The organism is Parendozoicomonas callyspongiae (assembly GCF_023502345.1).
GTDB lineage: Bacteria > Pseudomonadota > Gammaproteobacteria > Pseudomonadales > Endozoicomonadaceae > Sansalvadorimonas > Sansalvadorimonas callyspongiae.
The window spans coordinates 13,547-38,764 of the sequence record NZ_JAMFLX010000028.1 but is presented as its reverse complement, the minus strand read 5'-3'; the positions used below and the strand labels follow the sequence as shown (position 1 = coordinate 38,764).

The window sequence follows — 25,218 nt, the reverse complement described above, 5'->3', positions numbered from 1 at the left end:
TCTTTTTTATTATTTAAATCAGCGTGCTGCCATTCGAATAGAACCATCCAAACGGATTGTTTCACCATTGAGATAATCATTTTCTGCAATAGTCACAACCAGACTGGCAAACTCTTCAGGCCGGCCAAGGCGTTTAGGATATTCCACGCCCTGACTCAGTGACTCGATGGCAGCTTCAGGTAATGAAGCGGCTATTGGTGTTCTAAACAGTCCGGGAGCGATGGTATTCACGCGGATACCATAACGGGCAAACTCTCTGGCTATGGGCAAGGTCATACCAACCACGCCAGCCTTTGAAGCCGCATAAGCGGGTTGTCCGATCTGGCCATCAAAAGCCGCAACTGATGCAACATTGATAATGCAGCCGCGTCCATCATCTTCATTAAACGGGTGGTTCTTGGCCATCTGTTCCGCTGCCAGACGCAGAACATTAAATGTGCCATTCAGGTTTATATCAATAATCTTCTTGAACTTGCTGAAAGGAAGAGGATTCCCATCTCGATCTATTACCTTGGCAGGTGGCGCAATACCGGCACAATTCACAACCAGATGCAGTTCACCGAATGCCTCCATGGCTTCCCTGATTCCTTGCTCAACGGATGCTTCATCCGCAACATCGACCACAGCATAACCGGCATTATCCGCTCCAAGTTCGGAGACAGTTACCCTGGCCAGTTCTTCATTCAGATCAAAAATAAATACCCGCGCCCCCTTCTCTACCAGGGCCTGCGCTGTCGCCTGCCCTAGACCCGAGGCTCCGCCGGTAATCAAGGCTGTTTTATTATGAAGAATCACTCCTAGCTCCCACTTCTTAATGTTTACTATGGATGTCTATTGTTATTTGCAGCTTAATTGTAAGGTCAGAGAACCCCTGTGTAACCAGCAGAAAGTGACATTATCAGGCAAAATACTCATTCAACAGACGATAACTGTTTCTATCTGGCTTTAAGAATCTGCATGGTGTTGGTTTCACCAACCACAGCCATGGTATCGCCCTTGGTCATCATAACCCGGTCACCTTTCTGCAACAGGCCTTCCTTCACCAGAACCTGCAAAGCAGCTTCATTGACATCATTGCCCGCCTTGTAGACAGTCGGATCAAACAGAAGTGCTTCAACGCCACGATAGAGAGCAACTTTTCTCTGACTGGCCTCAGTTCGCGTCAGGGCAAAGATGGGTAGAGCCGAATTAATGCGGGACATCCATAAAGGAGTAGAACCGGACTCAGTCAGACAGACAATCGCCTTAACACCTTCCATATGGTTGGCCGCATACATGGTGGCCATGGCAATGGCTTCGTCGATACGGGCAAAGTTCCAGTCCATACGGTGAGTCGAGAGCTGTACCGCTGGCTGCTTTTCTGCACCCAGGCAGATACGGTTCATGGCCTCAACCACACTGTAAGGATGATCACCAGTGGCGGTTTCGGCAGACAGCATCACCGCATCGGTGCCATCAAGAACCGCGTTGGCCACATCAAACACTTCTGCCCGGGTTGGCAGACTGTTAGTGATCATCGATTCCATCATCTGGGTCGCGGTGATCACTGGACGGTTATAGATTCTGGCCTGCTCAATAATCAGCTTCTGGATACCAACCAGCTCGGCATCACCAATCTCGACACCAAGATCTCCACGGGCAACCATAACCGCATCGGAGGCGCGGATTACCTCATCCAGCACCGCAGAATCATTCACCACTTCAGCCCGCTCAATCTTGGAAACAATACCGGCATTGCCACCAGCCTGTTCCAACAATTGTCTGGCCTGTGCAACATCGGCTGCCCTACGGGGGAAGGAAATTGCCAGATAATCCAGCTCCAGACCGGCAGCAACCTTGATATCAGCGATATCTTTTTCTGTCAGTGCCGGCGCCGAGAGACCTCCTCCCTGGCGGTTAATACCTTTGTTATTGGAGAGCTTGCCACCAATAACAATACGACAGTGAATGGCTGAACCTTCAACCTTTTCCACCTGCATGGTGACACGACCATCGTCCAGAAGCAGCATATCTCCGGCGCCGCAGTCACCCGGCAGATCCTTGTAGGTCAGGCCAACCCGTTCCTGACTGCCGGCATTAGCATCATGGGCCGCATCAAGAATAAATGTATCACCCGGTGCCAGTTCAACAGCACCGTTACTGAATTTGGTAATACGGATTTTGGGCCCCTGCAGGTCTCCAAGCAGAGCAACGGCCCGGCCCAGCTCTGCAGAAATCCTGCGTACCTGCTGTGCACGGCGCTGGTGGTCCTCGGGAACGCCGTGGGAGAAATTCAATCGCACTGTGTTTACACCTGCCTTGATAAGGCGGGTCAGTGCTTCATCAGAATCCGTTGCCGGCCCGAGAGTGGCAACGATCTTTGTACGTCTCAGCATTGGGTCTCCTCAGGATTCCCTCCTGATACGGGGGAACCCGGTGATAATCGCCAGTATGGCTACCGCTGCGAGAATCCATACATAATGAACAGTAGCTGCAATTTCCAGCGGTGAAATCTTCGCGATAGAACCTGCCAGAAGAATCTGCGCGCCCCAGGGAATCACACCCTGAATAATGCAGGAAAAAATATCCAGCAGGCTGGCTGAGCGGCGGGGATCAATATCTGCCTCGCTGGATAGATCGCGTGCCACACCACCTGTAGCCAGAATGGCCACGGTATTGTTAGCGGTAAACAGGTTGCAGATGCTCACCAGGATAGCGATTCCCGCCTCACCGGCACGACTGCTCAGTTTGCCACCACGGGATAACAGACGACGGGCCGTGTCTGTCAGCCAGGTTTTACCACCGCCTTCTGTCATCATGCGACTCAGGCCACCAATAAAGAGGGACAGCAGCATGATTTCAATCATGCTTTCAAAACCACGATAGATATCGTCAGCTGCCACTCCGATAGAGTAACTGCCTGTCAGCATTCCCTGCAGGGTTGAGAACAGGATACCACTCATCAGCACAACCAGGACATTAATTCCTGCCACAGCCAGGCCAAGAACTAATAAATACGGCAGCACCAGCCAGTAGTTTTCCACATCACCTGTCACTGGCTCGCCACCAGAGCTGAGCAGCAGCAATATCACAGTTGTTATCAGAGCTGCGGGCAAAGCCAGACGCAGGTTAAACAGCAGCTTATCCCGCATCTTGCAGCCCTGGGTTCTGGTGGCAGCAATGGTGGTATCGGAAATCATGGAGAGGTTATCACCAAACATGGCCCCACCGACCACGGCACCAACACACAGGGCCATCTCAATACCGGTACTTTGAGAAATACCGACAGCCACTGGAGCAATGGCTGCAACCGTTCCCATGGATGTCCCCATGGCTGTAGCGACAAAACCGGAAACCAGAAACAGACCGGGTAGCAGGAAAGGTGCAGGAAGCAGCTTCAAACCAAGGGACACCGTCGCATCCACGCCACCAATAGCATTGGTCACCTGACTGAATGCACCCGCCAGAAGAAAGACCATACACATGGTGGCGATATTGATATCACCCACGCCACGCAGATATGGCAGAACACGATCTTCCACCGAGCCTTTGGCCAGCAGGACAGCTGCAACCATGGCAGGAAGTGCCGCCACAGGGGCTTTAATTTGATAGAAGGCAAACTCAGTGCCCTGCATCATGTGGTAGACACCACTGCCAAAGAAAATGGCAACAAATATGCAGAGAGGGACCATGGCCAGAGGCCTGGAAATCGGTTTAACAGGGGTTTCTGGATTCATACCGTTAACGTAAGGCTCGGTTCAATATCGTATTTTGAAGCGACAAAGGCAGCCACTTTTGGTGGCATCTGTCTTTTTCTACAGAAGTTGCTTTTCATCACCTAGAGGTAATGAAAAGCAACTTCCCGCTCAAGGCTGTTTGTTCACAGGGTTTACGAACGCTGCGCATTGTAGGGAGCCTGTTGTCCGGCATATGAGAAATTATCACAATTCTCTAAAAATAAACCTCTAATCAATAGATTATCTTTCTTTTAGCCGATAACACAGAATAATCACCAGGACACAGACAGGGGATGGCAGGGATGAGCCAGGCAACCCGTACATTGATGGCAACAGGGTTTATGACCTTTTCCCTGTTTCTGGGCGCAGGCAACCTGATTTTTCCAGTGATGGCAGGGTATCTGTCCGGGGATCAATGGCTGCTGACGGCTGTCGGATTTCTGTTAACCGCTGTCGGATTGCCACTGATGGCCATAGCCACTCTGGCCCGCTGTGACCATGGCTTCCAGGCACTCGGTCGAGATACTCCTCCCTGGTTTCTGTTGATTCTTGGTCTCTTTATTCACCTGATGATCGGCCCCCTCTACGCCACTCCCCGAACAGGCGCTGTAGCCTATGAAATTGCTGTTCATCCATTTTTCCCGAAAAGCAGCGAAGCCGTCAGAATAGGCTTTAATATCTCCTTTATCTCTGTCGCCGCCCTCCTCGCCCTGAATCCTGGTCGAATGGCTGAGCGCATTGGTGAGCAGCTGACTCCAGTACTTATGATATTACTGGCTGTTCTTGGGCTGGCTCCCCTGGTTGTGAATAACCTGGCACCGAGTTCAGCTTTGGGAGCCTACGCTATCGATCCTGCTGGAAGAGGCTTTACAGATGGCTATATGACAATGGATGCCCTTGCCGCACTTCTGTTTGGTTCGGTCATTGTCAGCACCCTGAAGTCCCATGGTATTCATGACCAGAGAACCTTGGTGCGTTACACCATTTTTGCCGGATTTATTGCCGCTACCGGATTGGCGGCGGTCTACCTGAGTCTTTTCAATCTGGGAGCCACAAGCCGGAATCTGATTGAAGCGCCAGCCAATGGTGGTGAGCTTCTGTCAAGGTTTACCACCTGGCGCTTTGGCCCCGAAGGTGCACTTCTACTGGGTGGGGTTGTCCTTTTGGCCTGCCTGACAACAGCGGCAGGATGTCTGAGCGCCGTTGCCAGCTATTTCACCAGACTGATGCCAAAGCCGGGATACAAAGGCTATGTTCTGATTCTGGCAGCAGCCTGTCTGCTGGCTGTGAACCTGCGCCTGGAAGAACTGATCTACTACTACGAACCAGTGCTGCTGTTTATCTATCCGCTTGCCATCAGCCTGCTGGTCTTGAACCTGCTGCGTAACTGGCTGATCTGGCGCAGGACAACAACTCAGCTGATATTGATTACCACTTCCCTTTTCAGTCTTTTTGCACTAAACACAGAACGTTCGTACTACCCAATTCCAGAAAGCCTGCTAACTTTAATTCCCTCATGGCCCGGCAGTACGAGTCATATGATTTGGGCAATACCCGCCATTATCATACTGATTCTCATGCAGTTTCTTGGAAGACTGTCAGGACTGAAACCAAAGTAACAGCCCCAAATAAAGACGGAGAAGGTATGAACAAAACCCTGCTTATCGCCTGCCTTTTCTGCCTGATTCACCTGCCCTTACAGGCTGATACCAAAACCACACCATTTCAGCAGAAAGAAACAAAAATCCTGGGAGGAGTGGAAACCCTTGGCCTCCCTTCTGCTGGAATGGCTCTCGATGCCAGAATTGACACAGGCGCAGAGCTCTCCTCACTGGATGCCCGCAATATCAAAGACTTCAAAAAGGATGGAAAAGACTGGGTCAGTTTTGAACTGGTGAATAGAGGTGGCGGCTGTACAAAAAACATGGAGCTGCCGGTTGAGCGTTATGTCCGGGTTAAACGCCATGGTGCCGAGAGCCAGTGCCGCCCTGTCGTCTGCCTTCCTGTTGTTATGGGCAGTGACCAGCGTAGTACACCTTTTACTCTGACTGACAGGCGTAAATTTGAATATCCCATCCTGCTTGGCCGAAGCTTTTTATCCGGCCTGCTAGTTGATATCAATAAGAAGAATTTAACCGGCAAACCCGTTCTAAACATTTTAACGGGCTAAACTGGTCACTCGTAGCATTCAACGCACACTCCCGAAATGATGCGTCACTGGGAAACGACAACTTACAGCACAAAACAAACATTATCGCTACACCCCCAGGAAAATATTTCGCCAAAATATACCGAAATAGGTACAAATAACCAGATATTGACTCAAATCAATTTTCAGCCGCAAATGACCCAACTATAATGACCCGCGCTCAAGGACGACTTCATACTGGTGTGTTCCGAGGGCAAGTTCCACTGCAGTACCGGAACTCCTCTGGCCTGTAGACCTCTTCTTCTTTTTGTTATTTTTCCGCGCGAGAATATTATGATCTCTGATTATGTTGTCGATCTTTCGCGCCTGCAGTTCGCTCTGACGGCCCTGTACCACTTCCTGTTTGTGCCGCTGACTCTTGGCCTGAGCTTTATGCTCGCCATTATGGAGTCCGTGTTCGTGATGACAGGGAAGCAGGTCTATAAGGATATGACCCGCTTCTGGGGTAAACTGTTCGGCATCAACTTTGCTCTCGGTGTTGCTACCGGCCTGACCATGGAGTTCCAGTTTGGTACCAACTGGTCTTACTACTCCCACTATGTCGGCGATATCTTCGGTGCCCCCCTGGCTATCGAAGCGCTGATGGCTTTCTTCCTGGAATCCACCTTTGTCGGCATGTTCTTCTTCGGCTGGGACCGCATGTCCAGGGTTCAACACCTTGCCTGTACCTGGCTGGTTGCCCTGGGCTCTAATATTTCTGCACTGTGGATCCTGATCGCCAACGGCTGGATGCAGAACCCCGTTGGTGCCGAATTCAACTTTGAAACCATGCGTATGGAGATGGTTGATTTCGCCGAAGTTATCTTTAACCCCATTGCCCAGGTGAAGTTCGTTCATACCGTTGCTTCTGGTTACACGACAGCAGCAATGTTTGTACTGTCCATCAGTGCTTACTACATGCTGACCAACCGCGATATCGGCTTCGCCCGTCGTTCTTTTGCCGTAGCTTCCGGTTTTGGTATGGCTGCTATCCTGTCCACCATTCTTCTGGGTGACGAGTCCGGCTACAATCTGGGCGATGTTCAGCAGGTGAAGCTGGCAGCAATTGAGGCAGAATGGCATACCGAAGAAGCTCCTGCCGCCTTTACTGTGATCGGTATTCCTGACCAGAAAAACATGGAGACCGACTTTGCCATCAAGATTCCCTGGGCGATGGGCATAATTGCAACCCGCTCTCTTGATAAGCAGGTACTCGGCATCAAGGATCTGATCGATCGCAACGAGCTGCGTGTCAAGGATGGTATGGAAGCCTACCGTCTGCTCGAAGAGCTGCGTGCAGGTAACAAGACTCCCGAAATCCGCGAAGCCTTCTCCGCAGTTCAAGACACACTGGGTTACGGCCTGCTGCTGAAGCGTTATACAGACAAAGTCGTCGATGCCACACCTGAGCAGATCCGTCAGGCTGCAGAAGACACGATCCCGACTGTGTGGCCGCTGTTCTTCTCCTTCCGGATTATGGTGGGTTGTGGATTTATCATGCTGCTGGTATTCGCAACGGCATTCTATAAGACAGCACGTCGCACCGAATACAAGAGCCGCAAGTTCCTGACAATTGTACTGTGGTGTCTGCCTCTGCCCTGGATTGCTGCTGAAGCCGGTTGGTTTGTTGCTGAATATGGTCGCCAGCCCTGGACGATTGCCGGAATGCTGCCAACGTGGATGTCGGCATCAAGTCTGACGGAAACTGATCTGTATATGACCATCGCGGCCTTCACCATCTTCTATGCCATTTTCCTGGCCGTAGAAATGTATCTGATGATTAAGTATGCCCGTCAGGGGCCAAGCAGCCTGCATACCGGACGTTATCACTTTGAACAGAAAACCTCTGGCGACAGCGCCATGAGCACTCACTGACAGGGGTAGCCTTTATGTTTGATTACGAAACATTAAAACTGATCTGGTGGCTGCTGGTTGGCGTGCTGCTGATCGGTTTTGCCATCGCCGATGGTTACGACCTGGGTTCTGCCGGTCTGCTGACTATCCTGGGTAAAAACGACACTGAACGTCGGATTGTTATCAATGCGGTCGCCCCTCACTGGGATGGTAATCAGGTGTGGCTGATCACCGGCGCCGGCGCTATCTTTGCCGCCTGGCCAACCGTGTACGCCACAGCTTTCAACGGTTTCTACTGGGCCCTGCTGCTGGTGCTGTTCTGCCTGATGCTGCGACCGCTCTCCTTCGAGTATCGCGCCAAGGTGGAAGATCATCAGAAGAAATGGTGTGACCTGGGCCTGGTATTGAGTGGCCTGATTCCCGCCCTGATTTTCGGTGTTGCCTTCGGCAACCTGTTCCAGGGTTATGGTTTCAACCTTGATAACACCATGCGCCTGAGTTACACCGGCAGCTTCTTTGATCTGCTGAATCCGTTTGCACTGCTTTGCGGCGTGGTCAGCATCAGCATGATCATGATGCAGGGTGCAGCATGGCTGAACCTGCGCACCTCCGGAGTGGTTGAGCAGCGCGCGGCTCATGTGGCTCGCATTCTGGCAGCTGTGGTGTTTGTCACTTTTGCTCTTGGCGGTGCCTGGGTCACCCAGCTGCCTGGTTATGAGATTGTTGGTGCCATTGATGCCAATGCCGCAGCCAACCCTCTGAACAAAACTGTTGAGTTCGGCGCCATTGGTGCATGGATGAATAACTTCCAGACCTATCCGCTGATGATTCTGGCTCCAGCCCTGGCCTTTATCGGCAGTGTTGGCGTGATGCTGCTTTCCAAAAAGAGTGCGGCCCTGACCTTTGTCAGCAGCTCTCTGTGCCAGGCAGGCGTGATTGCCACGGCAGGTCTTTCCCTGTTCCCGTTCATTCTGCCTTCCAGCAGCAATCCGAACGTTAGCCTGACCGTCTGGGATGGCAGCTCCAGTGAACTGACCCTGGGTATTATGACTATCGTCGCCGGTATTTTTGTACCGATAGTGTTCGCTTACACCATCTGGTGTTTCTACAAGATGTGGGGCAAGGTCGACAGCGCCCATATCGAAACCAATACCCATTCCCTGTACTAGGAGGCTGACTGTATGTGGTATTTCGCTTGGATACTCGGCGTATTGCTGGCCTGCTCATTCGGGATTATCAATACCATGTGGTATGAGTTTCATGAGCATGATTTTGATGATAAGACTGAAGAATAAGACCAGAGTTTAATTAACACTTTAACGCCCCTGCTCCCAGGGGCGTTTTATTATCTAGACAAGATGTCTCAGCAACTCACCCATCCCTTTTAAAGTCCCACCAGTGTTTAAAGATTTGTCACCGGAGATCTCTTCCCTGTGCCTGCAACTCTGCGTATCACAACACATTCGCCATTACAGAAGAGCCAGGACTTCCAGAAGGTGGAGGGCACCCCCTGTTATCATGATGCTCATTTCCCCAGACACTTTTGCAGCCATTACAGAACTCATGAGGGCTCATCTGGTTCTTGCAGACATAGTGCTCAGTTCCAACCTGTATTCTGACAGCATGATGGTCACACTTAAGACACTTGATCAGAGTCTGATTACATTTGTAGAAGCCACAGTTTTTATCGCCCCAGGGAGTCCTGCAAATATAACAGTATGCAGCGTCGCATGCTTTAACAGGGCTAGAGCCAGATCCACCGGAAGTGACCAGAGTATGGACTATATGGTTGCACCCTGATGAACGCTCATAGTATTCCTCACACTTACAGATCCCCCCTCTTCCCGCAGCTGCTTTTATTTTGACAGAAATGGGAAAACCAACTTCATTCACTCGATAGGACTCTAATGCTACCTGTTCACAGGTTTTGTCCATATGGAATGGCATTTCACCACACCCCAGGCAATAGAATGTCCCACATTCCTCACAGAGCCATGGATAGGGTTTGTTAATTGCCTCAACTGTTCTTTCAAACACCTCTGGACATGGGGAACCATCCTTCTTCTTTCCGACACAGCATGTGGTACCTTCCTTAAGTGTTTTTTGAATGTTTTTTCCTGATTCCATCCCAGATGGATAGAGAATGCTCCTACAAAACCTTCAATCTGCTCACTGGTCATTCGATGATCACACCCAGTCCCTGGGCACTTAATTTCACACTTTCTATCCTCAAGAATTTCATTTCGAAAATATTCTGGAGCGCAGTAGGAGCACATATAATGCCCCTGATCACAAATTTGGATAGCGTGATCGGAGATATAACCAGTTTCTCCTGATGGATCTGGAATGAATATCGGGTAATCACTGTAACAGATCGAACACTCAGTACTTGCTGCATGTCTATTCGTAGCAGGTAAGGAATCTTCAGAGAGTGAGTTTGATCGAGTTCGTCTTCGGCCATCCATATCATAAATCCTTTTCTAGACCACAGGCTCTCTTTATAAACCCTTCCCACACTAACTACTCATAACAGACTTGCTCGTATGAATAACAAGATGGTTCATCCCCTGGGAATACCCCGTGCAAGCGCCTGAAGCATTACCCCAAAAAAGATATAAATACCTTGGAAAACCACCATCTTTTATCAGATAAAAAGTCTTATCCAACCGACCATACTAGGCACAACAACCAATAAAATTAAATACTTATGCCATGTCCCAACCAACTGCCCCGCTGGTAGGGTGCTCGCCATCAGCCTGACTCCATCTGTCTTATCCGGGCAGTTTTGTCATTTTGGGCCTGTTATTGGCCCGCTGTCAGCCGTGCTTTTTTGCTGACTCACCTGGAGATTTTTAAGCCTTACCTCGCTTCTCTCCCGCCCGGAATATCGACAAATAACAGCGCCATGTTTCCCGACCCTTTACGCTCAATCGGGAGCCGGATAACAATTTCCGGCACCGGCACCTGCGCTTTGTACGCAGTACTGCTCTCAAACATGGCATCAATCATTCTCAAGTAAGAGGAAAGACTGAATGCCTGCGATTAAACGCTGGAATAACCTGTCTCTGACGAGCAAAGTTTTGGTGGGAATGGTCCTCGGTGTGACCTTCGGCCTGCTCTCTCGTTCTCTGTTCCCTGCAGATCCGTTTGTAACTGACTATGTCACAAATGGCCTATTCAATGTCATCGGCAAGATCTTCATCACCTGTTTGAAGATGCTGGTTGTTCCCCTGATCTTCACCTCTCTGGTCTGCGGCACCTGTTCCCTGCGCGATGCGACTTCCCTTGGCCGTCTCGGCCTCAAGACCGTTGGCATTTATCTGGCAACTACCTGTATTGCGATAACTCTGGCGATCCTTGGAGGTCTCCTGGTTCAGCCTGGTATCGGCACCAACCTGGAAGGAACTTCTACCTTTGCCGCAAAGAACGCTCCATCACTGGGTGACGTTATTGTGGGCATGTTCCCCAGCAACCCGATTGAAGCTATGGCCAGCGGCAACACTCTGCAGATCATTATGTTTGCTCTGCTGTTCGGTATTTCCATTGCCGCTTCCGGTGAGAAAGGCAAGAAGGTTGCTGATCTGTTCATGTCTATGAACGAAGTGATGATGAAGCTGGTTGCCCTGCTGATGAACGTGGCTCCTTACGGTGTATTCGCTCTGATGGCACGCCTGTTTACCGAAATCGAGTTTGGCGCTATCGCCAACCTGATGAAGTACTTCGTGCTGCTGGTTGCGGTACTGATTACCCATCTGTTTGTCACCTACTGCTCCATGCTGAAGATCTTCGCAGGTCTGAGCCCTCGCATTTTCCTGCGCAAGATGGAAGATGCCATGATGTTTGCCTTCAGTACTGCGTCCAGTAACGCGACCATTCCTGTAACCATGGAAACTGTCAGCCGTCGTCTGGGTGTTTCCAATAAGGTTGCATCTTTCACTATTCCTCTCGGTGCCACTATTAATATGGACGGCACTGCCATCATGCAGGGTGTTGCCACCGTATTTATCTCCCAGGCGTTTGGTATTGAACTGGGTCTGGGTGATTACCTGACTGTTATCCTGACAGCCACTCTGGCATCTGTTGGTACTGCTGGTGTTCCTGGTGTAGGTTTGGTGATGCTGGCCATGGTTCTGCAGCAGGTTGGTCTGCCGCTGGAAGGTATCGCGCTGATTATGGGTGTTGACCGTCTGCTGGATATGGTTCGTACCGCCGTTAACATTACCGGTGACTGCGCAGTAACCTGTATTGTTGCCAAGTCTGAAGGCGAAATGGATCTGGATGTTTTCGAAGATCCCAATGCTGCCAGCAAAGACGAGCATATCGACTTTCACCATATTTCCGGTGAAGCTACCTGATACTGAGGCAACACACCAGGATCAGGCCATATATCACTATTAGTAAGCCAGAAAGGCTTATGTAGAGGCTAGCCCTCAATCCAATATCCAAGACCTGGTGCCACAAGGCCCAGGTCTTTTTTTTCTCAATGCTTCTATCCTTTAATAGATCAATCAGAGAGGCAGCTGATGAGGTTGGCTCAATCTGGAATGTTTTATTCAATCGGGGATCATTGGTTGTGTGGAGAAATCGGATATCAGATAGAGTGGCCAAACAACTGCTCCGGATTTTCATCGTTGCAGCCTCATCCTGCTTCAATATTCTGAATGCCCACGCAATCAATGAGCTAACAGAAAGAGTGCAGCTCCTTCCTCTTCTATATATGTACAAGCTTCTCCCGGCAGCTTTAATCACCTGGCAGTCAAAAACTGTTATATCAACAGGAGAGCTCTCAGGTTCCGAAACTGATTTTCTCTGGACCTCCAGCACAGGGGTTTAAAAATGCAGCTAACAATCACAGACCTGCTTTTGTCGCTCTAACGAATGATCTGGTTCCTGATCATCTGATTGAGCAGACTGACCCACTATAGAATCACACAGGTCACCGGAGCAGTCAGGTTACCGGTCAAGATGTGTCTGCTGCGATCCGAATCAGCGGTAAAGAACAATATTCCCTTAACTGCTGGATATAATCGAGAAAACCTGGAAACTCCTTCATTCACATGAATGAACAGGCTCTTATGACTTGCAACAGCCCCTGGTAGCACTCAATGTAGTTTTGAACAATTTTAAATCTGTATTTTTCACCGATTACTTGTTGAACCCCACCCGTTTTTGGTGGAACATCAAGCCATCAGCTTCCTAATAAGTATTCAAGCCTATGCAGTTCAGCCTTGCCCTTATCGCATTTTCTTTTCTTGCCGTCATCATTATGATTTTAAAATCTATCAGTCGTGAACGCAGGGAAGAATTAGAGTGGGCAAGAGAGTCCGAGGCTGAAGTCGACAACCTCTCCCACCAGCTGCTTGTTGAAAAAGCCAAGCTGACTTATCTCTGTAACGAGTACGACTACAAGAGGAATCAAGCCAGCCCTCTTGAAAAGCTGTTTATCGATAAATCAGAACTGCAAAAGCAGAGTAAAGTGGTCAGCAGGCTGAAGACCCAGCTTGACTTGTTGACCTGTCATGGCCGATCAACTCGCTATATCAGAAAATAACAACACTGCTGCAATTTTTCCCTGACCATTTTGATTGTATGCTCTCCCTGTTTTCAGAATTATCTCTGCAGCCAATCTATAAACAACAGGGAGCCGTCATTGCAGATCAGAGCAGTACAGCCAGGTGATGGACAACCTCTAGCAGAACTTCTGAACACTCTTGATAATGAAACCCGCTTTATGATGATGGAGCCAGGGGAGAGAAATACCTCCACCGAAGAGCAGGAGAAGCATATTGAAGATTTCTGCACTTCCCAATCAAAGGCCATGCTGATTGCATGTCATGAAAATACCGGTGAAGCCACCGGATTTATTGTCGGAATCGGCGGAAACTTTCTTCGCAACAGACATTCGCTGTATTGTGTTATCGGTATCAAGCAGAAATATAATGGTCAGGGTCTGGGAAAAAAACTGATGGCAGTTATGTTAACGAGCTTTATATGTCGAAGTTGCTTTAATCACAGGAGCTGAACACAGGTATGACATTCGCTATTGAAACCAAGCGGCTGAAGCTCAGAGATTTCCAGCGTCAAGATATAGAGCCTTATATCTCTATGTGCCAGGATACCAAGTATCAGCGCTTTTACGATGAAGAAGACTGTTCAACCAGCAAAGCCAGAGAGTTGGTACAACTCTTTATTGCACAGGCTCTGGAGTCTCCCCGCAGCAAATATCAATTGGCTGTCACTTTAAAATCAACCGGTCAGTTTATTGGTACCTGCGGCCTTCGTCTCGAAGGGGAACACCAGGCTTCAATGGGCTGCGGTCTGGCAAGAGGATTTCAGACAACTGGATACGCCTTGGAAGCTGCCTCAGGTTTAATTGATTTTGGTTTTAACCATCTAGATATTCACCGAATATATGCTGATACCATCGGCAAAAACAGAGCAGCCATTCGTCTGTGCCAATCGCTGGGAATGAGACAGGAAGCCCTCTTTCGGGAAAACCGTTATTTCAAACAGCAGTGGTGGGATACAGTGATCATGGCATTATTAAAACAAGAGTGGACATCACGATAAAAGTAAAAAGCATGCACAATAATAAAAACTACCCGATCTCTCTGCAGGAAACTCTTAAAGCCAAACACAATGTCTACAACTGGCTGAAACCCACTCCGTTGATACAGTACCAGGGCTTATCGGATCTTATTGGCGCACAGGTATACATCAAGCACGAAAATCACAACCCCACTGGCAGCTTTAAAATTCGTGGGGGAGTCAACCTTATGGCCCACCTTAAAAAACAGGGAGAGAAGGGAGTTATTACCTTTTCAACAGGTAACCATGGAATCTCAATTGCCACTGCCGCCTCATGGTTTGATATGCAGGCCGTGGTTGTTGTCCCGGAAAACAATAACCCCGCAAAAAATCGAATTATCCAGGAAACCGGTGCAGAGCTGATTGAAGCGGGTTCAACTTTTGAAGAGGCTTCGAGAGTTGTTGAATCACTGTGCCAATCCAGAGATCTCTACTATGTTCACGCCGCCAATGAACCTCACCTGATTAACGGTGTGGGTACTGAGTTTCTTGAGATCATTGATCAACAACCAGATATTGAAGCGGTGATCGTTCCGGTCGGCGCAGGCAGCGAAGCAGCGGCTGCTATTACCACACTGAAAACCATCAATCCTGATATCGACATTTACGCTGTTCAGGCCGAATGCTCGTCTGCAGCCTGCAAATCATGGCGGGAAGGCACCACTCTTTCTTCAGAGAATTCAACCTTTGCCGGAGGCTTTGCGACCGGAATCGCCTACGAGGTGCCATTCAATATCTATAAAAACGATTTGGCAGATTTCATCCTGCTTTCTGAAGAAGAGATCTACCAGGGAATGGCTTTAGCCTCCTACTACACCCACAACCAGGTTGAAGGTGCGGGTAGTGCATCAATAATGGCAGCCTTGAAAATCAAGGACAGACTGGCAGGGAAAAAAGTTGCTCTTCAGTTCAGTGGCTGCAATGCTTCGCCAGAAGAATTAATCACCACCAGTCAGCAACCGTGCTTTCTTAACGGGCAATTAGAGTAAAGCTTTCGCTATACCAGATTAACCGTGACCACTAACATGGATCTTGCTGCCATAACACGAATAATAGGTTCTCTATGATTCCTTCCGTGATCGAGAAGTGGCATAACATTATCGCCACAAAAAATCCCTCTACTCTGGGGGATATTCTTGCAGATGATGTGTTTTTTTATTCACCTGTCGTCCACACCCCGCAGAAAGGAAAACAACTGACCAGGATGTACCTGATGGGTGCCAGCCATGTTCTGCTGTCCGGACCCTTCAGGTATGAGAGAGAAGTCATCGGTGATGGTTTTGCCGTTCTGGAGTTCACAACAGAAATCGATGGTATTCAAATCAACGGTGTGGATATGATCAGCTGGAATGAGGATAACCTGATCACTGAGTTTAAAGTGATGCTGCGCCCACTTAAGGCCATCAATCTGGTACATCAGAAAATGGGCGAAATGCTGAAGCTGGTTCAGAGTGGCAAAATGTCCATCCCTGCGTGAAGGGATGATCAAGCTAAAGCCACTGAAGTTATATGCAGCAACAGAATGAAACATGGAAGTTCTGACTAAATCTTGCCAGAACTTTTTTACTTACTGCAAAATTGTCCTACTTTTTTCTGCTATCGGTAGAAACAAGCTGGATATCCATTATGTCTATGGGCAAGCTTTCACAGTCTTTTATCTGTGCAACATATAGCGATAGCGTTTCCACCTTTATAAAATCGCTGGGGATAGCTTTGGCGCTGGGTACATCCAGCGCCTGGGCACTTAATCCCCCCGAACCGGATCCCAACCCGACACCTGATCTTCCTGTCACGCTGGGCACCTGTCCGGATTATCGCGGAGCTATTAACCTTCCTCCCCTTGAAGGACCGAAAAGAAAGAAGTTCAGTCACTGGCAGTACCGTTACCTAAGCCGGATTGGTGCACCCTACCATATGGTTCATGACGAGATAGTGAACCCCTCTGAGTCCGTTACTATCGTCGGCAAATTTGATTACAACCTTGTTACCCACAAAGATCTGGAGCATGAAGTCGTTCATGCATATTTGTTCGGAGCCGGGATGGATAAGTGGGAATATCTTGGTAATTACAAGACGGACTCTGATGGCAAAGTGCATGTTCCTGTTCAGGCCAGGCCTGCAGGTGAATATATTGTCAGAATGATTGTTGAAGGTGATCTGAGCTGGGCTGATGGCTTTATTTCTGTAGTTCCAAAAGGTCAGGAAACAGTTCTGTTTGATATTGACGGCACTCTCACAACCAAAGACTTTGAGCAGGTTGGTGATTACCTGGGCACATCTGTAGCTGCCAGCTGGGACTTCGCCAAAGAAACTGTCCAGGCCTATGTTGATAAAGGTTATCGAGTAATATACGTCACTGGACGTCCATACTGGAATACCAGGGACACCAGGGAGTGGTTTACCAGTGTTATCAACCTCCCCCAATGGCACCTGCGAACTAATAATGATGGTGGCAGCCCACTTGGATATGATACCGAGACATTTAAACGCAAATACCTGACCCATCTGCAACAGGATAAAGGTCTGAAAATCACCCGTGCCTATGGCAACGCCTCAACAGATATCAGCGCCTATGCAGATGCCGGTATCCCAGCCAGTGAAACCTGGATTATTGGTAAGAATGCGGGAAATAAAGGAACACAGGCTTTGCACGATGGCTACAGAGACCACTACATGAGTGTTGTTCAATCCACTCCGGATGCCATGTGTCGAAACCAATAGACGTAAAAAAGGCCCGACTGATTATCAGGCCTTTTTTTATAGATCACAAATTATCTCTTTTCTTTGAGATTACTTGCGAACAACACCCTTAGGCTCATATTCAGCAACCTTCAGAGGAGAGTGCTTCTCAACAAACTCACGGAAGACTTCTGCGTCAGTGAAACCGGTGTCAACGTAACCAGACATCTTGCTAACGTTGGGATACTTGTCACCACCACCAGCAGAGAAGCTCAGGATAGCCATCTTGTAGGTCTTGTTCATATCGATCGCTTCACCAGCGATCTTCACATCACTGACCTTGTCACCATCAATCACCATATCAATGCCGGTGAAGTGGGCAAATGCACCGCTGTTGGTAGGCTTAGTGGCCACAACAGTCAGGTAGTCCATTACTTCCTTGCCGTTCATTTCAACGGTAGTAACCGTGTTACCAAATGGCAGAACAGTCAGAACATCCTTATAGGTGATCTCGCCACCGTCAACGCTGGCACGAATACCGCCACCGTTCATGGTTGCGAAGTCCGCACCGGTCTTCTCCATAAAGGCGGCACCAATCAGAGTACCCAGGTTGGTAGGCTGGAAGCGGACTTCACCGCGCTCACCCATCAGTCGCTCATCAACGGAACCAACAGTACCCTGAACAAGCTCAGAACCTTTGTCCTGGTATGGCTGCAGCAGAGCCAGCATTTCAGGATCCTGGGCAATTTTTACTTTGGCATTCTTGGGGTTGACCGGAATCAGTTCATAGTCAACCAGCTTCAGATCACCATTCTTGAATTCAAAGTCAGCACGGCCAACATACTTACCCCATTCCTGAGCCTGAACGATGTAAGCACCGTTCTGCTGATCTGGTTCCTTAAGCGCATCCTGGGAGTGGCCACCGACGACCATATCAATGCCATCTACGCTGCGGGCAAGAGTGACATCGCCAGGAGCGTTTACACCATAGTTGGCATTGGCATAGTGACCCATATGGGTAGCAGCGACAACAATATCAGCTGTCTTACGCAGTTCAGGTACCAGCTCAGAAGCAACTTCTACCGGACTGACAAAGTCTAGACCCTTCACATTCTCAGGAGAAGACTGCTTGGGGGTATCAGTGGTGGTCAGACCCATCACCGCAACTTCCAGACCGTTAAACTCGAACATCTTGTATGGAGTAAACAGTGCTTTGCCTGTCTTTTCATCAATAATGTTGGCAGACAGGAATGGGAAGTTGGCGAGGTCCTTCTGCATCATCAGGATGTCGCGGGTGTTATCGAACTCGTGGTTACCAACAGCCATGGCATCGTAGCCCAGCTTGTTCATACCCATGAAATCGGGCACGGCATCCTGCAGATCAGACTCAGGCACACCGGTGTTGATATCACCACCGGAAAGCAGCAGTACGTTACCGCCCTCTGCTTCAACTTCCTTGCGAATCTTGTTGACCAGAGTCATACGTGCAGCCATACCCCAGCGACCTTTGCGGTCCTGCCAGAAACGGCCGTGATGGTCGTTAGTGTGAAGAACAGTCAGTTTGTACGTCTTGTCCTGAATAGGTTTGAGCGTATCGACTGTTTCGGTTTGAAATACGGAACAGGCGCTAATAGACAGCGCTAAAACTGAAACCGCACCAAGCTTAATACCATTACCACGGCTTAACATAGCTGGCATATCCTTGTCTTTGGTGTGTATTAAAAAGACCGGAGAAACCGGGGAGGGTATTGTGTGCTTTTGCAAGCTGACTTCAATTTGACCAACATCAAGGAAGCCAAAGGTAATTATTTGTTAAGGCAGAACTTTTCTGTTTATTTACTATCCAGCTGACAAATGGTGCCTTTTATTATGTCACCAGTGTCACAGTTTTCATTTAACCAGTCACTTTGAATGCTTCTGTCTGCATATAGATATGATCAGACATAATTACTAATCTCCTTAGACGATAAAATACAAAATAGGCATTGAATACTGTTCATTTTTATGAAACGCACGCCGTCCCTTCAAGAGTCAAAAATGATAATATAGTGAGCACATAATGACAGATACTGTCGTATAACTTTATGCTTTACACCTATCGCTCACATTTTTCACCTGCAAAACGTATGATCAAATGATCGTTCCCGGAATCATAAAAAAGATGTTGAGGTTCCATTATGATTCTTAGCACGGACAGCTTTGAGAAAATCATTGAAAACCTTCATGACGGCTTATATTTCGTGGACCAGGATCTGGTCATCACATACTGGAATAAAGCTGCTGAAAGAATCTCTGGCTACAGCAGTCAGGAAATTGTTGGCACACTCTGCACAGACAGCGCCCTGATAAATGTGGACAGCGAAGGTAACTACATCAGAACCTGTCCACTGGCCGTGGCTATGGATGATGGAAAAATGCATGAATCAGAGCTGTATCTGCGCCATAAGAAAGGTCATAGAATTCCCGTCAATATTAAAGTCAGCCCCCTGACAGACGACAATGATTGCGTTGTGGGTGCCAGCGCTCTGATTGCCGATATCAGCAACCAGGCGGCAAACACTCTGAAACTTAAAGAGCTTGAGAAGCTTGCCCTTCTGGATAATCTCACTCAGCTCGGCAACCGGAATTTTATCGATAAGGAAATCAAAGAACGGCTCTGTGAGTTCAAACGTAAAGGCACTCCTTTCGGCATACTTTTCTTTGATATTGATAACTTCAAACGAGTCAATGATACCTACGGACACGATGTCGGTGATAAGGTACTCAAATTCGTTGCTGACACCCTTTCATCATCATCGCGCCCATTCGATTTTTATGGGCGCTGGGGGGGTGAGGAGTTTATCGGCATTATCAGAAACATTGAGCAGCCTGGCCTTGAACAGCTTGGCTGCAGACTTCGCAGGATTATTGAAAGCTCACATGTTCTGGAAGGGGATAATAAGATCCGGGTCACCATTTCCATTGGAGCAACCGTCGTCAACATTACTGACACCGAGAAAACACTGATCAAGCGGGCTGACACACTGCTTTATCAAAGCAAGGATTCAGGACGGAACTGTATAACAGTCGGTTGATTGCAAAAGGCCCTGATTTACAGGGCCTTTTGATTTCTAGTTACCGACTCTAACAACTCGCTGAACCAGTTTTAAAAGTGCATGACGGTGGGTCACAACGAGAAGCGTTCGATCCCCCAGCAACTGCTCCAGAACCTCAACCATTTTCTTTTCCGTTTCCGGGTCCAGCCCTTCTGTTGGCTCATCCAGTAAAACCAGACGACATTTGCTGTCCCTTAAACGCAATAAAACCCGAGCCAGACCAACACGTCGCTGTTCACCGCCGGAGAGAGCTCGCCCGGCCGACCCCAGCCAGATATCAAGCAGCTGATCTTCTGTTGCCAGATGATCAAGCCCGACCTGCTCCAGAATTTTCAGCAGTTCCCGATCATCAACCTCAGATGACCTGTCGCCACAAGCCAAAAGCAGATTATCCCGCAGGCTGGCACTGAAAATATGGATTCGCTGGGGCATAACCGCCATACGGGAACGCAGATCCTGTTCGCAAAACTGTTCCAGTGGCAGCCCGTCCAGCTCAATACTTCCCCTGCCCAGAGGCCAGTCCCGGGTTAACAACTGCAAAACAGAGGATTTACCGCAACCAGTTGCCCCCATAAGAGCAACCCGCTCACCAGCCTCAAGGGTTAGATCAAAATTCTGAAGAACCGGAACACTTGGTACATAAGAGAATTCAACAGACTGAAGCTTGACCCGACCCTCCGGCGACACACCCTTAATGCTCTTTTCAGGAAAAACGACAGTTGGCTTCTGCTCTGTAATATCACGCAGACGGGAAGCTGCTCTCTGGGTCTGACCCAGCATCTGAAAGGCTCCCGGCAACGGCATAATGGCTTCAAATGCCGCCATGGTTGCCAAAACAAGCATAACCACCAGCGGACCAGACAAACCGGCAACTGCCATATCACGGGCTCCAAACCACAGAACACCTGTTACTGTTGAGACCGTCAGAGCGGTAATCAACAGCAAAGACAGTGCTGTTACCCGGTTTACCTGATGCTCAGTGGTCAGAACCTTTTCCTCAGCCTGCTCTACCCGGGTGCGGTAACGGGAAACCGCTCCCAGCAGCTGCAGCTCAGTCTGCCCGGCAACATAATCCAGCAGTTGCACACGCAGCTGACTCCGTTCCCGCACAAGATCTTCACCGGGTTGACGGCCCAGTCTGAAAAACAATGCAGGCAGCACCAGAAGACAGACAGAAAGAATAATCGCCAGCAGTATTGCAACAGAGCCGGAATAAATGGCCGCCAGAATCACCAGCGCACAACTGCCAGCAACCGCCAGCAGCAACGGACTGACCAGTCTCAGGTAAAGGCCATCGAGGGTATCAATATCTGCAACCAGTCTGTTTAAAAGATCAGCCTGCCGATACTTTCTCAGCCCGGATGGAGCCAGCGGTTCCACTTTCTCAAAAAACCAGGTGCGCAAATGAGCAAGCAGCCGGAACGTCGCGTCATGGCTGACCAGCCGTTCCCCATAACGCCCGGCAGTACGGGCAATCGAGAAACCACGAACACCAGCTCCCGGTGTAAGAAAGTTAAAAACCTGAGCAGTGGCAACAGTCAGCCCGGCAAGTGCAGTTGCGGTAATAAACCAGCCGGATAAAGCCAGCAAACCAACACTGGACACAAGAGTGACCAAACCCAGAAGAAAGCCCAGAGAAAAGCGTCCTCCATAACGACCAGAAAGACGCAGGAAGGGCCACAGATCATTCAATACTGAAGTATTTGAGTTAAACACAGGCAACTTCCCCGATTTCTGAACTGTTGATCGCCTGCTCTTCTTCCTGCCAGCTCTGCCATAGCTGCTGGAAACGAGAGGATTCCTGCCAGAGTTTCTCCTGATTGCCCTGGGCTGTTATACAGCCATTGTCCAGCATAATGATCCGATCAGCTTTAATCAGACTGTCCTGGCGGTGACTGACAGTAATCATGGTTCGCCCTTCAACGGCTTTATCCAAAGCCCTGTTGACAATACCGGCGCTATGTTGATCCAGGCTGGCTGTTGGCTCATCCAGAACAAGCAGCTGGAATGGTCTAATCAAAGCCCGGGCCAAAGCAACACGCTGTGCCTGACCAACCGACAAACCTGCCGCATCATCACCGACACGGGTATCCAGCCCATTACCCAGGCGTCCGACGAATTCATCGATATGAGCCTGACTCACCACACGGTTGACCACCTCTTCAGAGGCATGGGGATCAGCCAGCAGAATATTTTCCCGAATAGAGCCACTAAACAATCTTGGGTTCTGCCCCAGCCAGGCAATATTCTGCCGCCAGCTGGCCAGATCAAGCTCCCTGAGTGATATGCCATTGACCAGAACTTCGCCCTCATAAGGGATAAAACCAAGCAAAACATTGATCAGCGTGGTTTTGCCTGCACCCGATAAACCGACAATCGCCAGACGCTCACCAGCATTAATATCGAAAGAGATATCCTTCAATAACTGACGACCACTTTCAGCCACAACAGAAACATTTCGGAATGAAACAGTGGCAGCGGCTTCATCGGGACATTGTTCTTCTCCTCCCGTGAAGACTTCGCGGGGCTGCTCCAGAAAAGCTTCCAGGTCATCGGCCGCGCCAACGGCATCAGCCTTGGCATGATAATGCGTACCCAGCTCCCGCAGGGGCAGATAGTATTCCGGAGCCAGCAACAGCAGAAACAAACCGGTAAACAGAGACAGCGGCTCACCCCAGGTTCCAAAATCCAGATAACTGAGATAACTCATCCCCAGATACATGGCTGTCAAGGCTATGGCAATTGCAGTAAAAAATTCCAGAACAGTGGAGGAGAGAAACGCCAACCTTAACACCTGCATAGTCTTCTGCCGGAACGATTCAGCCGCACTGGCAACAGAGGCCCGCTCCTGGGCACTGCGGTAGAACAAACGCAGAGTCGCCAACCCCTGCAGGCGATCCAGAAAATGGGCACTCAGGCGTGACAGTGCCTGCACATTGCGCCGACTGGCTGCGGCAGCCCTGTTACCCACCAGGATCATAAAGACCACTATAAGAGGTGCTGTCACAAGAAGAATCACAGCAACAGCCCAGCTGAAAGGAAGAACCAGGGCAATGGTAAACAGGGGCAGTATGCGCACCAGTATCATCTGGGGCAGATAATGGGAGTAAAAATTATTGAGCTTGTCAACCTGCTCCATCAGCAAGGTCAGCCAGCTGCCGGAAGGTCGCTCAGCCAAAACCACAGGACCGAGTTCAGAGATTTTTTCCAGAATTTCACCGCGCATTTTACGGCGGAGGTTTTCTCCGGCCTGATGTCCGGCCAGTTCTCTGCCCCGCGCACATAAACCGCGCAGGATTCCGGCAACAATCAGGGTGATAAAAGGCCAAGTGAGCTGTGAATACGCCACACCAGACATAACGGCCTGATCAATAATCCAGGCCAGAAGAGCGGCCTGAAGTACGACCAGAAAATACTGACCAACTCCCAGAATAACAGCACATCGAATAAATGATTTGACCGAAACCTGGTGAGAGCGGAGCCAGGACTGCAATACCTGTTCCCGTTCTTTCTGCATTGTAATGACTACCGAGCTAACAATTACTGAAGAGTATGCGGATTGTACGCATCAAATATCCGATAGCCCAGCTTTGTTATTACAATTTCATGTTTAAAGTAGCCGGTCATGTGTAAGCGTATATTTCTGGCCAATAAACAGGCTGTCCAGTTGGGTTGCAGCGCAGGGAGCATAGCCTTAGCTATGTGACCGGAGCTGCGGTACGGCTGGGCGGCCTGGAGATTGAGTCAGAAATATATGATTACGTATGTCCGGGTACTTATTTTTATTTAATCATCATTTGCAGACTGGCACCTTCCCGGCTCCAGCTCAGCAATGGCAGTCACTGTTTCACTGCCAATCACCTTGCGGTCATGGGGACGCATACCCAGCCCATTATCAAACTCATCTCTTACGGCACAGACAAACCTGCGCTTTGGCAGCCCCATTCTCTGCTGAAGATAAGAGACCAGCTTCTGAAGATACTGTTTTCGTTCCGCCCGGACATCCATGCCCACTGCTCCTCACAGAATTTTTTTCAGCTCTCTTTTCAATATAGTGAATCATTTCAAAGTTATTCTTTTCCGGTAAATGGCCGGTCACATGTATAATCCGCGCTTTGCTTTCAGAACGCACACATCATATATGCTGGACGCCATTCGTATTGTCATGCTCCGGACATGGCACCCCGGAAATATTGGATCTGCCCTTCGTGCCATGAAAACCATGGGCCTTACACGGCTGGTACTTGTTAACCCGGAACAGTTCCCATCTCCGGAAGCGGAAGCCATGGCAGCAGGCGCAAGTGATCTTCTGGATAAAGTGGAGGTGGTCAGCTCTCTGGAAGAGGCTATTGAAGGCTGCAACCTGGTGATAGGAACTTCGGCACGCAGTCGCAGCTTCCCCTGGCCCATGCTGACATCCCGCAGCTGTGGCGAAAAGGCAGTTCAGGAAGCCCGCACCGGTGAAGTGGCTCTGGTATTTGGTCAGGAAACTTCAGGGATGACCAACGAAGAGCTGCAGCAGTGCCACTTCCATGTTTCCATTGATGCCAATCCTGAGTACCCCGTTTTAAACGTAGCCTCTGCCGTTCAGATCCTGTGTTACGAGGTATACCAGGCAAGTCTGTCTGATTCCAAACTGGATGAGGAAGATTCTGTCCCCTACCCGGATTCTAGACAAATGGAGCAGTTCTATAAGCAACTGGAATTAGCACTGGGAGATATTAATTTTATTATCCGCCAGCATCCGGGAAAGATTATGACCAAGCTGCGCCGCTTCTTTAACAGAGCGCGTCCGGAACAGGAAGAGATGAATATTCTGCGGGGAGTTCTCAGCCGTATTCGCCAGAATGCAGCAACTAAAGAGTCGACGGAATAACAGCTTAAGAGATTAGGGGGCGTTCTCAATTAAACATCAACTCAGTGACTCTAAAAGCGGTCAGATGTTAGAAGGGCTTGTGAAAATCGTAGTTATTCTACATTGAGCAAGCCTGACGCAGCAGATAGCCGCTTTTAGAGTCACCCGCAGGGCGCTTCCGAGAGTTCCTGTAAGCTTCGTTGTAGCGCCTTGAAAGGCAATAAGCATTCCTGCGGCACTACG

General features: G+C 49.3%; 22 protein-coding genes. 14 read left to right on the top strand and 8 right to left on the bottom strand.

What is annotated here, in order from left to right; translation table 11 throughout:
• Nucleotides 1-18: 18 nt before the first annotated feature.
• The 3 genes from M3P05_RS16945 to M3P05_RS16935 form a co-directional block, all read right to left on the bottom strand.
• Nucleotides 19-795: an SDR family NAD(P)-dependent oxidoreductase gene (locus M3P05_RS16945; RefSeq protein ID WP_249701237.1), complete on the bottom strand. Its 777-nt coding sequence runs from the start codon at nucleotides 793-795 to the stop codon at nucleotides 19-21.
• 140 nt (nucleotides 796-935) lie between these two features.
• Nucleotides 936-2,375, bottom strand: a complete 1,440-nt coding sequence (gene pyk, locus M3P05_RS16940) for a pyruvate kinase (RefSeq protein ID WP_249701236.1) — start codon at nucleotides 2,373-2,375, stop codon at nucleotides 936-938.
• Nucleotides 2,376-2,384: 9 nt separating this feature from the next.
• Nucleotides 2,385-3,716 carry a Na+/H+ antiporter NhaC family protein gene (locus M3P05_RS16935; protein WP_249701235.1) on the bottom strand — a complete coding sequence of 444 codons (1,332 nt, stop codon included), beginning with the start codon at nucleotides 3,714-3,716 and terminating at the stop codon, nucleotides 2,385-2,387.
• A 302-nt stretch (nucleotides 3,717-4,018) separates the two neighbouring features.
• Between M3P05_RS16935 and brnQ the strand changes: the two genes are divergently transcribed.
• The 5 genes from brnQ to cydX all read left to right on the top strand — a co-directional run bounded on the left by brnQ (nucleotide 4,019) and on the right by cydX (nucleotide 9,053).
• Entirely contained in the window at nucleotides 4,019-5,335 is a 1,317-nt protein-coding gene (gene brnQ / locus M3P05_RS16930; RefSeq protein WP_249701234.1) for a branched-chain amino acid transport system II carrier protein, read from the top strand.
• Nucleotides 5,336-5,361: 26 nt separating this feature from the next.
• The gene (locus M3P05_RS16925; protein ID WP_249701233.1) at nucleotides 5,362-5,886 is read left to right on the top strand and encodes an ATP-dependent zinc protease family protein; all 525 of its coding nucleotides are present in this window, start codon (nucleotides 5,362-5,364) and stop codon (nucleotides 5,884-5,886) included.
• Between the two features lie 312 nt (nucleotides 5,887-6,198).
• Complete coding sequence (locus tag M3P05_RS16920) at nucleotides 6,199-7,779, top strand: cytochrome ubiquinol oxidase subunit I (protein WP_249701231.1); 1,581 nt, start codon at nucleotides 6,199-6,201, stop codon at nucleotides 7,777-7,779.
• Nucleotides 7,780-7,793: 14 nt separating this feature from the next.
• Nucleotides 7,794-8,927 carry a cytochrome d ubiquinol oxidase subunit II gene (cydB, locus tag M3P05_RS16915; RefSeq protein ID WP_249701230.1) on the top strand — a complete coding sequence of 378 codons (1,134 nt, stop codon included), beginning with the start codon at nucleotides 7,794-7,796 and terminating at the stop codon, nucleotides 8,925-8,927.
• Between the two features lie 12 nt (nucleotides 8,928-8,939).
• Nucleotides 8,940-9,053 carry a cytochrome bd-I oxidase subunit CydX gene (gene cydX / locus M3P05_RS16910; protein WP_249701229.1) on the top strand — a complete coding sequence of 38 codons (114 nt, stop codon included), beginning with the start codon at nucleotides 8,940-8,942 and terminating at the stop codon, nucleotides 9,051-9,053.
• An 881-nt stretch (nucleotides 9,054-9,934) separates the two neighbouring features.
• Here cydX and M3P05_RS16905 read toward each other — a convergent pair.
• Nucleotides 9,935-10,219, bottom strand: a complete 285-nt coding sequence (locus M3P05_RS16905; RefSeq protein ID WP_249701228.1) for a hypothetical protein — start codon at nucleotides 10,217-10,219, stop codon at nucleotides 9,935-9,937.
• Nucleotides 10,220-10,790: 571 nt separating this feature from the next.
• Between M3P05_RS16905 and M3P05_RS16900 the strand changes: the two genes are divergently transcribed.
• From M3P05_RS16900 to M3P05_RS16870, 7 genes are all read left to right on the top strand, one after another.
• On the top strand, nucleotides 10,791-12,113 hold the full coding sequence (locus tag M3P05_RS16900; protein WP_249701227.1) for a dicarboxylate/amino acid:cation symporter: 1,323 nt from the start codon (nucleotides 10,791-10,793) through the stop codon (nucleotides 12,111-12,113).
• 860 nt (nucleotides 12,114-12,973) lie between these two features.
• Nucleotides 12,974-13,309 carry a hypothetical protein gene (locus M3P05_RS16895; protein WP_249701226.1) on the top strand — a complete coding sequence of 112 codons (336 nt, stop codon included), beginning with the start codon at nucleotides 12,974-12,976 and terminating at the stop codon, nucleotides 13,307-13,309.
• A 99-nt stretch (nucleotides 13,310-13,408) separates the two neighbouring features.
• Nucleotides 13,409-13,780, top strand: a complete 372-nt coding sequence (locus M3P05_RS16890; RefSeq protein WP_249701225.1) for a GNAT family N-acetyltransferase — start codon at nucleotides 13,409-13,411, stop codon at nucleotides 13,778-13,780.
• Nucleotides 13,781-13,788: 8 nt separating this feature from the next.
• Entirely contained in the window at nucleotides 13,789-14,328 is a 540-nt protein-coding gene (locus M3P05_RS16885; RefSeq protein WP_249701224.1) for a GNAT family N-acetyltransferase, read from the top strand.
• Nucleotides 14,329-14,339: 11 nt separating this feature from the next.
• Nucleotides 14,340-15,335, top strand: coding sequence for a threonine ammonia-lyase (locus tag M3P05_RS16880; RefSeq protein WP_249701223.1), 996 nt, complete (start codon nucleotides 14,340-14,342; stop codon nucleotides 15,333-15,335).
• A 74-nt stretch (nucleotides 15,336-15,409) separates the two neighbouring features.
• Entirely contained in the window at nucleotides 15,410-15,823 is a 414-nt protein-coding gene (locus M3P05_RS16875; RefSeq protein ID WP_249701222.1) for a nuclear transport factor 2 family protein, read from the top strand.
• 149 nt (nucleotides 15,824-15,972) lie between these two features.
• Nucleotides 15,973-17,067 (top strand): lipin/Ned1/Smp2 family protein, encoded by a 1,095-nt coding sequence (locus tag M3P05_RS16870; RefSeq protein WP_249701221.1) that lies wholly within the window; start codon nucleotides 15,973-15,975, stop codon nucleotides 17,065-17,067.
• 69 nt (nucleotides 17,068-17,136) lie between these two features.
• Here M3P05_RS16870 and ushA read toward each other — a convergent pair whose 3' ends face one another.
• Nucleotides 17,137-18,723 (bottom strand): bifunctional UDP-sugar hydrolase/5'-nucleotidase UshA, encoded by a 1,587-nt coding sequence (gene ushA, locus M3P05_RS16865; protein ID WP_332842026.1) that lies wholly within the window; start codon nucleotides 18,721-18,723, stop codon nucleotides 17,137-17,139.
• Nucleotides 18,724-19,202: 479 nt separating this feature from the next.
• On the opposite strand from ushA, the gene M3P05_RS16860 reads away from it, so the two are divergent.
• Nucleotides 19,203-20,099 (top strand): sensor domain-containing diguanylate cyclase, encoded by an 897-nt coding sequence (locus M3P05_RS16860; RefSeq protein ID WP_249701220.1) that lies wholly within the window; start codon nucleotides 19,203-19,205, stop codon nucleotides 20,097-20,099.
• A gap of 36 nt (nucleotides 20,100-20,135) precedes the next feature.
• Here the strand turns inward: M3P05_RS16860 and cydC are convergent, their stop codons facing one another.
• From cydC to M3P05_RS16845, 3 genes are all read right to left on the bottom strand, one after another.
• A complete protein-coding gene (gene cydC, locus M3P05_RS16855) occupies nucleotides 20,136-21,836 on the bottom strand; it encodes a heme ABC transporter ATP-binding protein/permease CydC (RefSeq protein WP_249701219.1) in 1,701 nt (566 codons plus the stop codon).
• On the bottom strand, nucleotides 21,829-23,637 hold the full coding sequence (gene cydD / locus M3P05_RS16850) for a heme ABC transporter permease/ATP-binding protein CydD (protein ID WP_249701218.1): 1,809 nt from the start codon (nucleotides 23,635-23,637) through the stop codon (nucleotides 21,829-21,831). The genes cydC and cydD overlap by 8 nt, the downstream gene beginning before the upstream one ends.
• A gap of 269 nt (nucleotides 23,638-23,906) precedes the next feature.
• Nucleotides 23,907-24,128 (bottom strand): hypothetical protein, encoded by a 222-nt coding sequence (locus tag M3P05_RS16845; RefSeq protein WP_249701216.1) that lies wholly within the window; start codon nucleotides 24,126-24,128, stop codon nucleotides 23,907-23,909.
• 133 nt (nucleotides 24,129-24,261) lie between these two features.
• Between M3P05_RS16845 and trmJ the strand changes: the two genes are divergently transcribed.
• Complete coding sequence (gene trmJ, locus M3P05_RS16840; RefSeq protein ID WP_249701214.1) at nucleotides 24,262-24,996, top strand: tRNA (cytosine(32)/uridine(32)-2'-O)-methyltransferase TrmJ; 735 nt, start codon at nucleotides 24,262-24,264, stop codon at nucleotides 24,994-24,996.
• The last annotated feature ends 222 nt before the right edge of the window (nucleotides 24,997-25,218 follow it).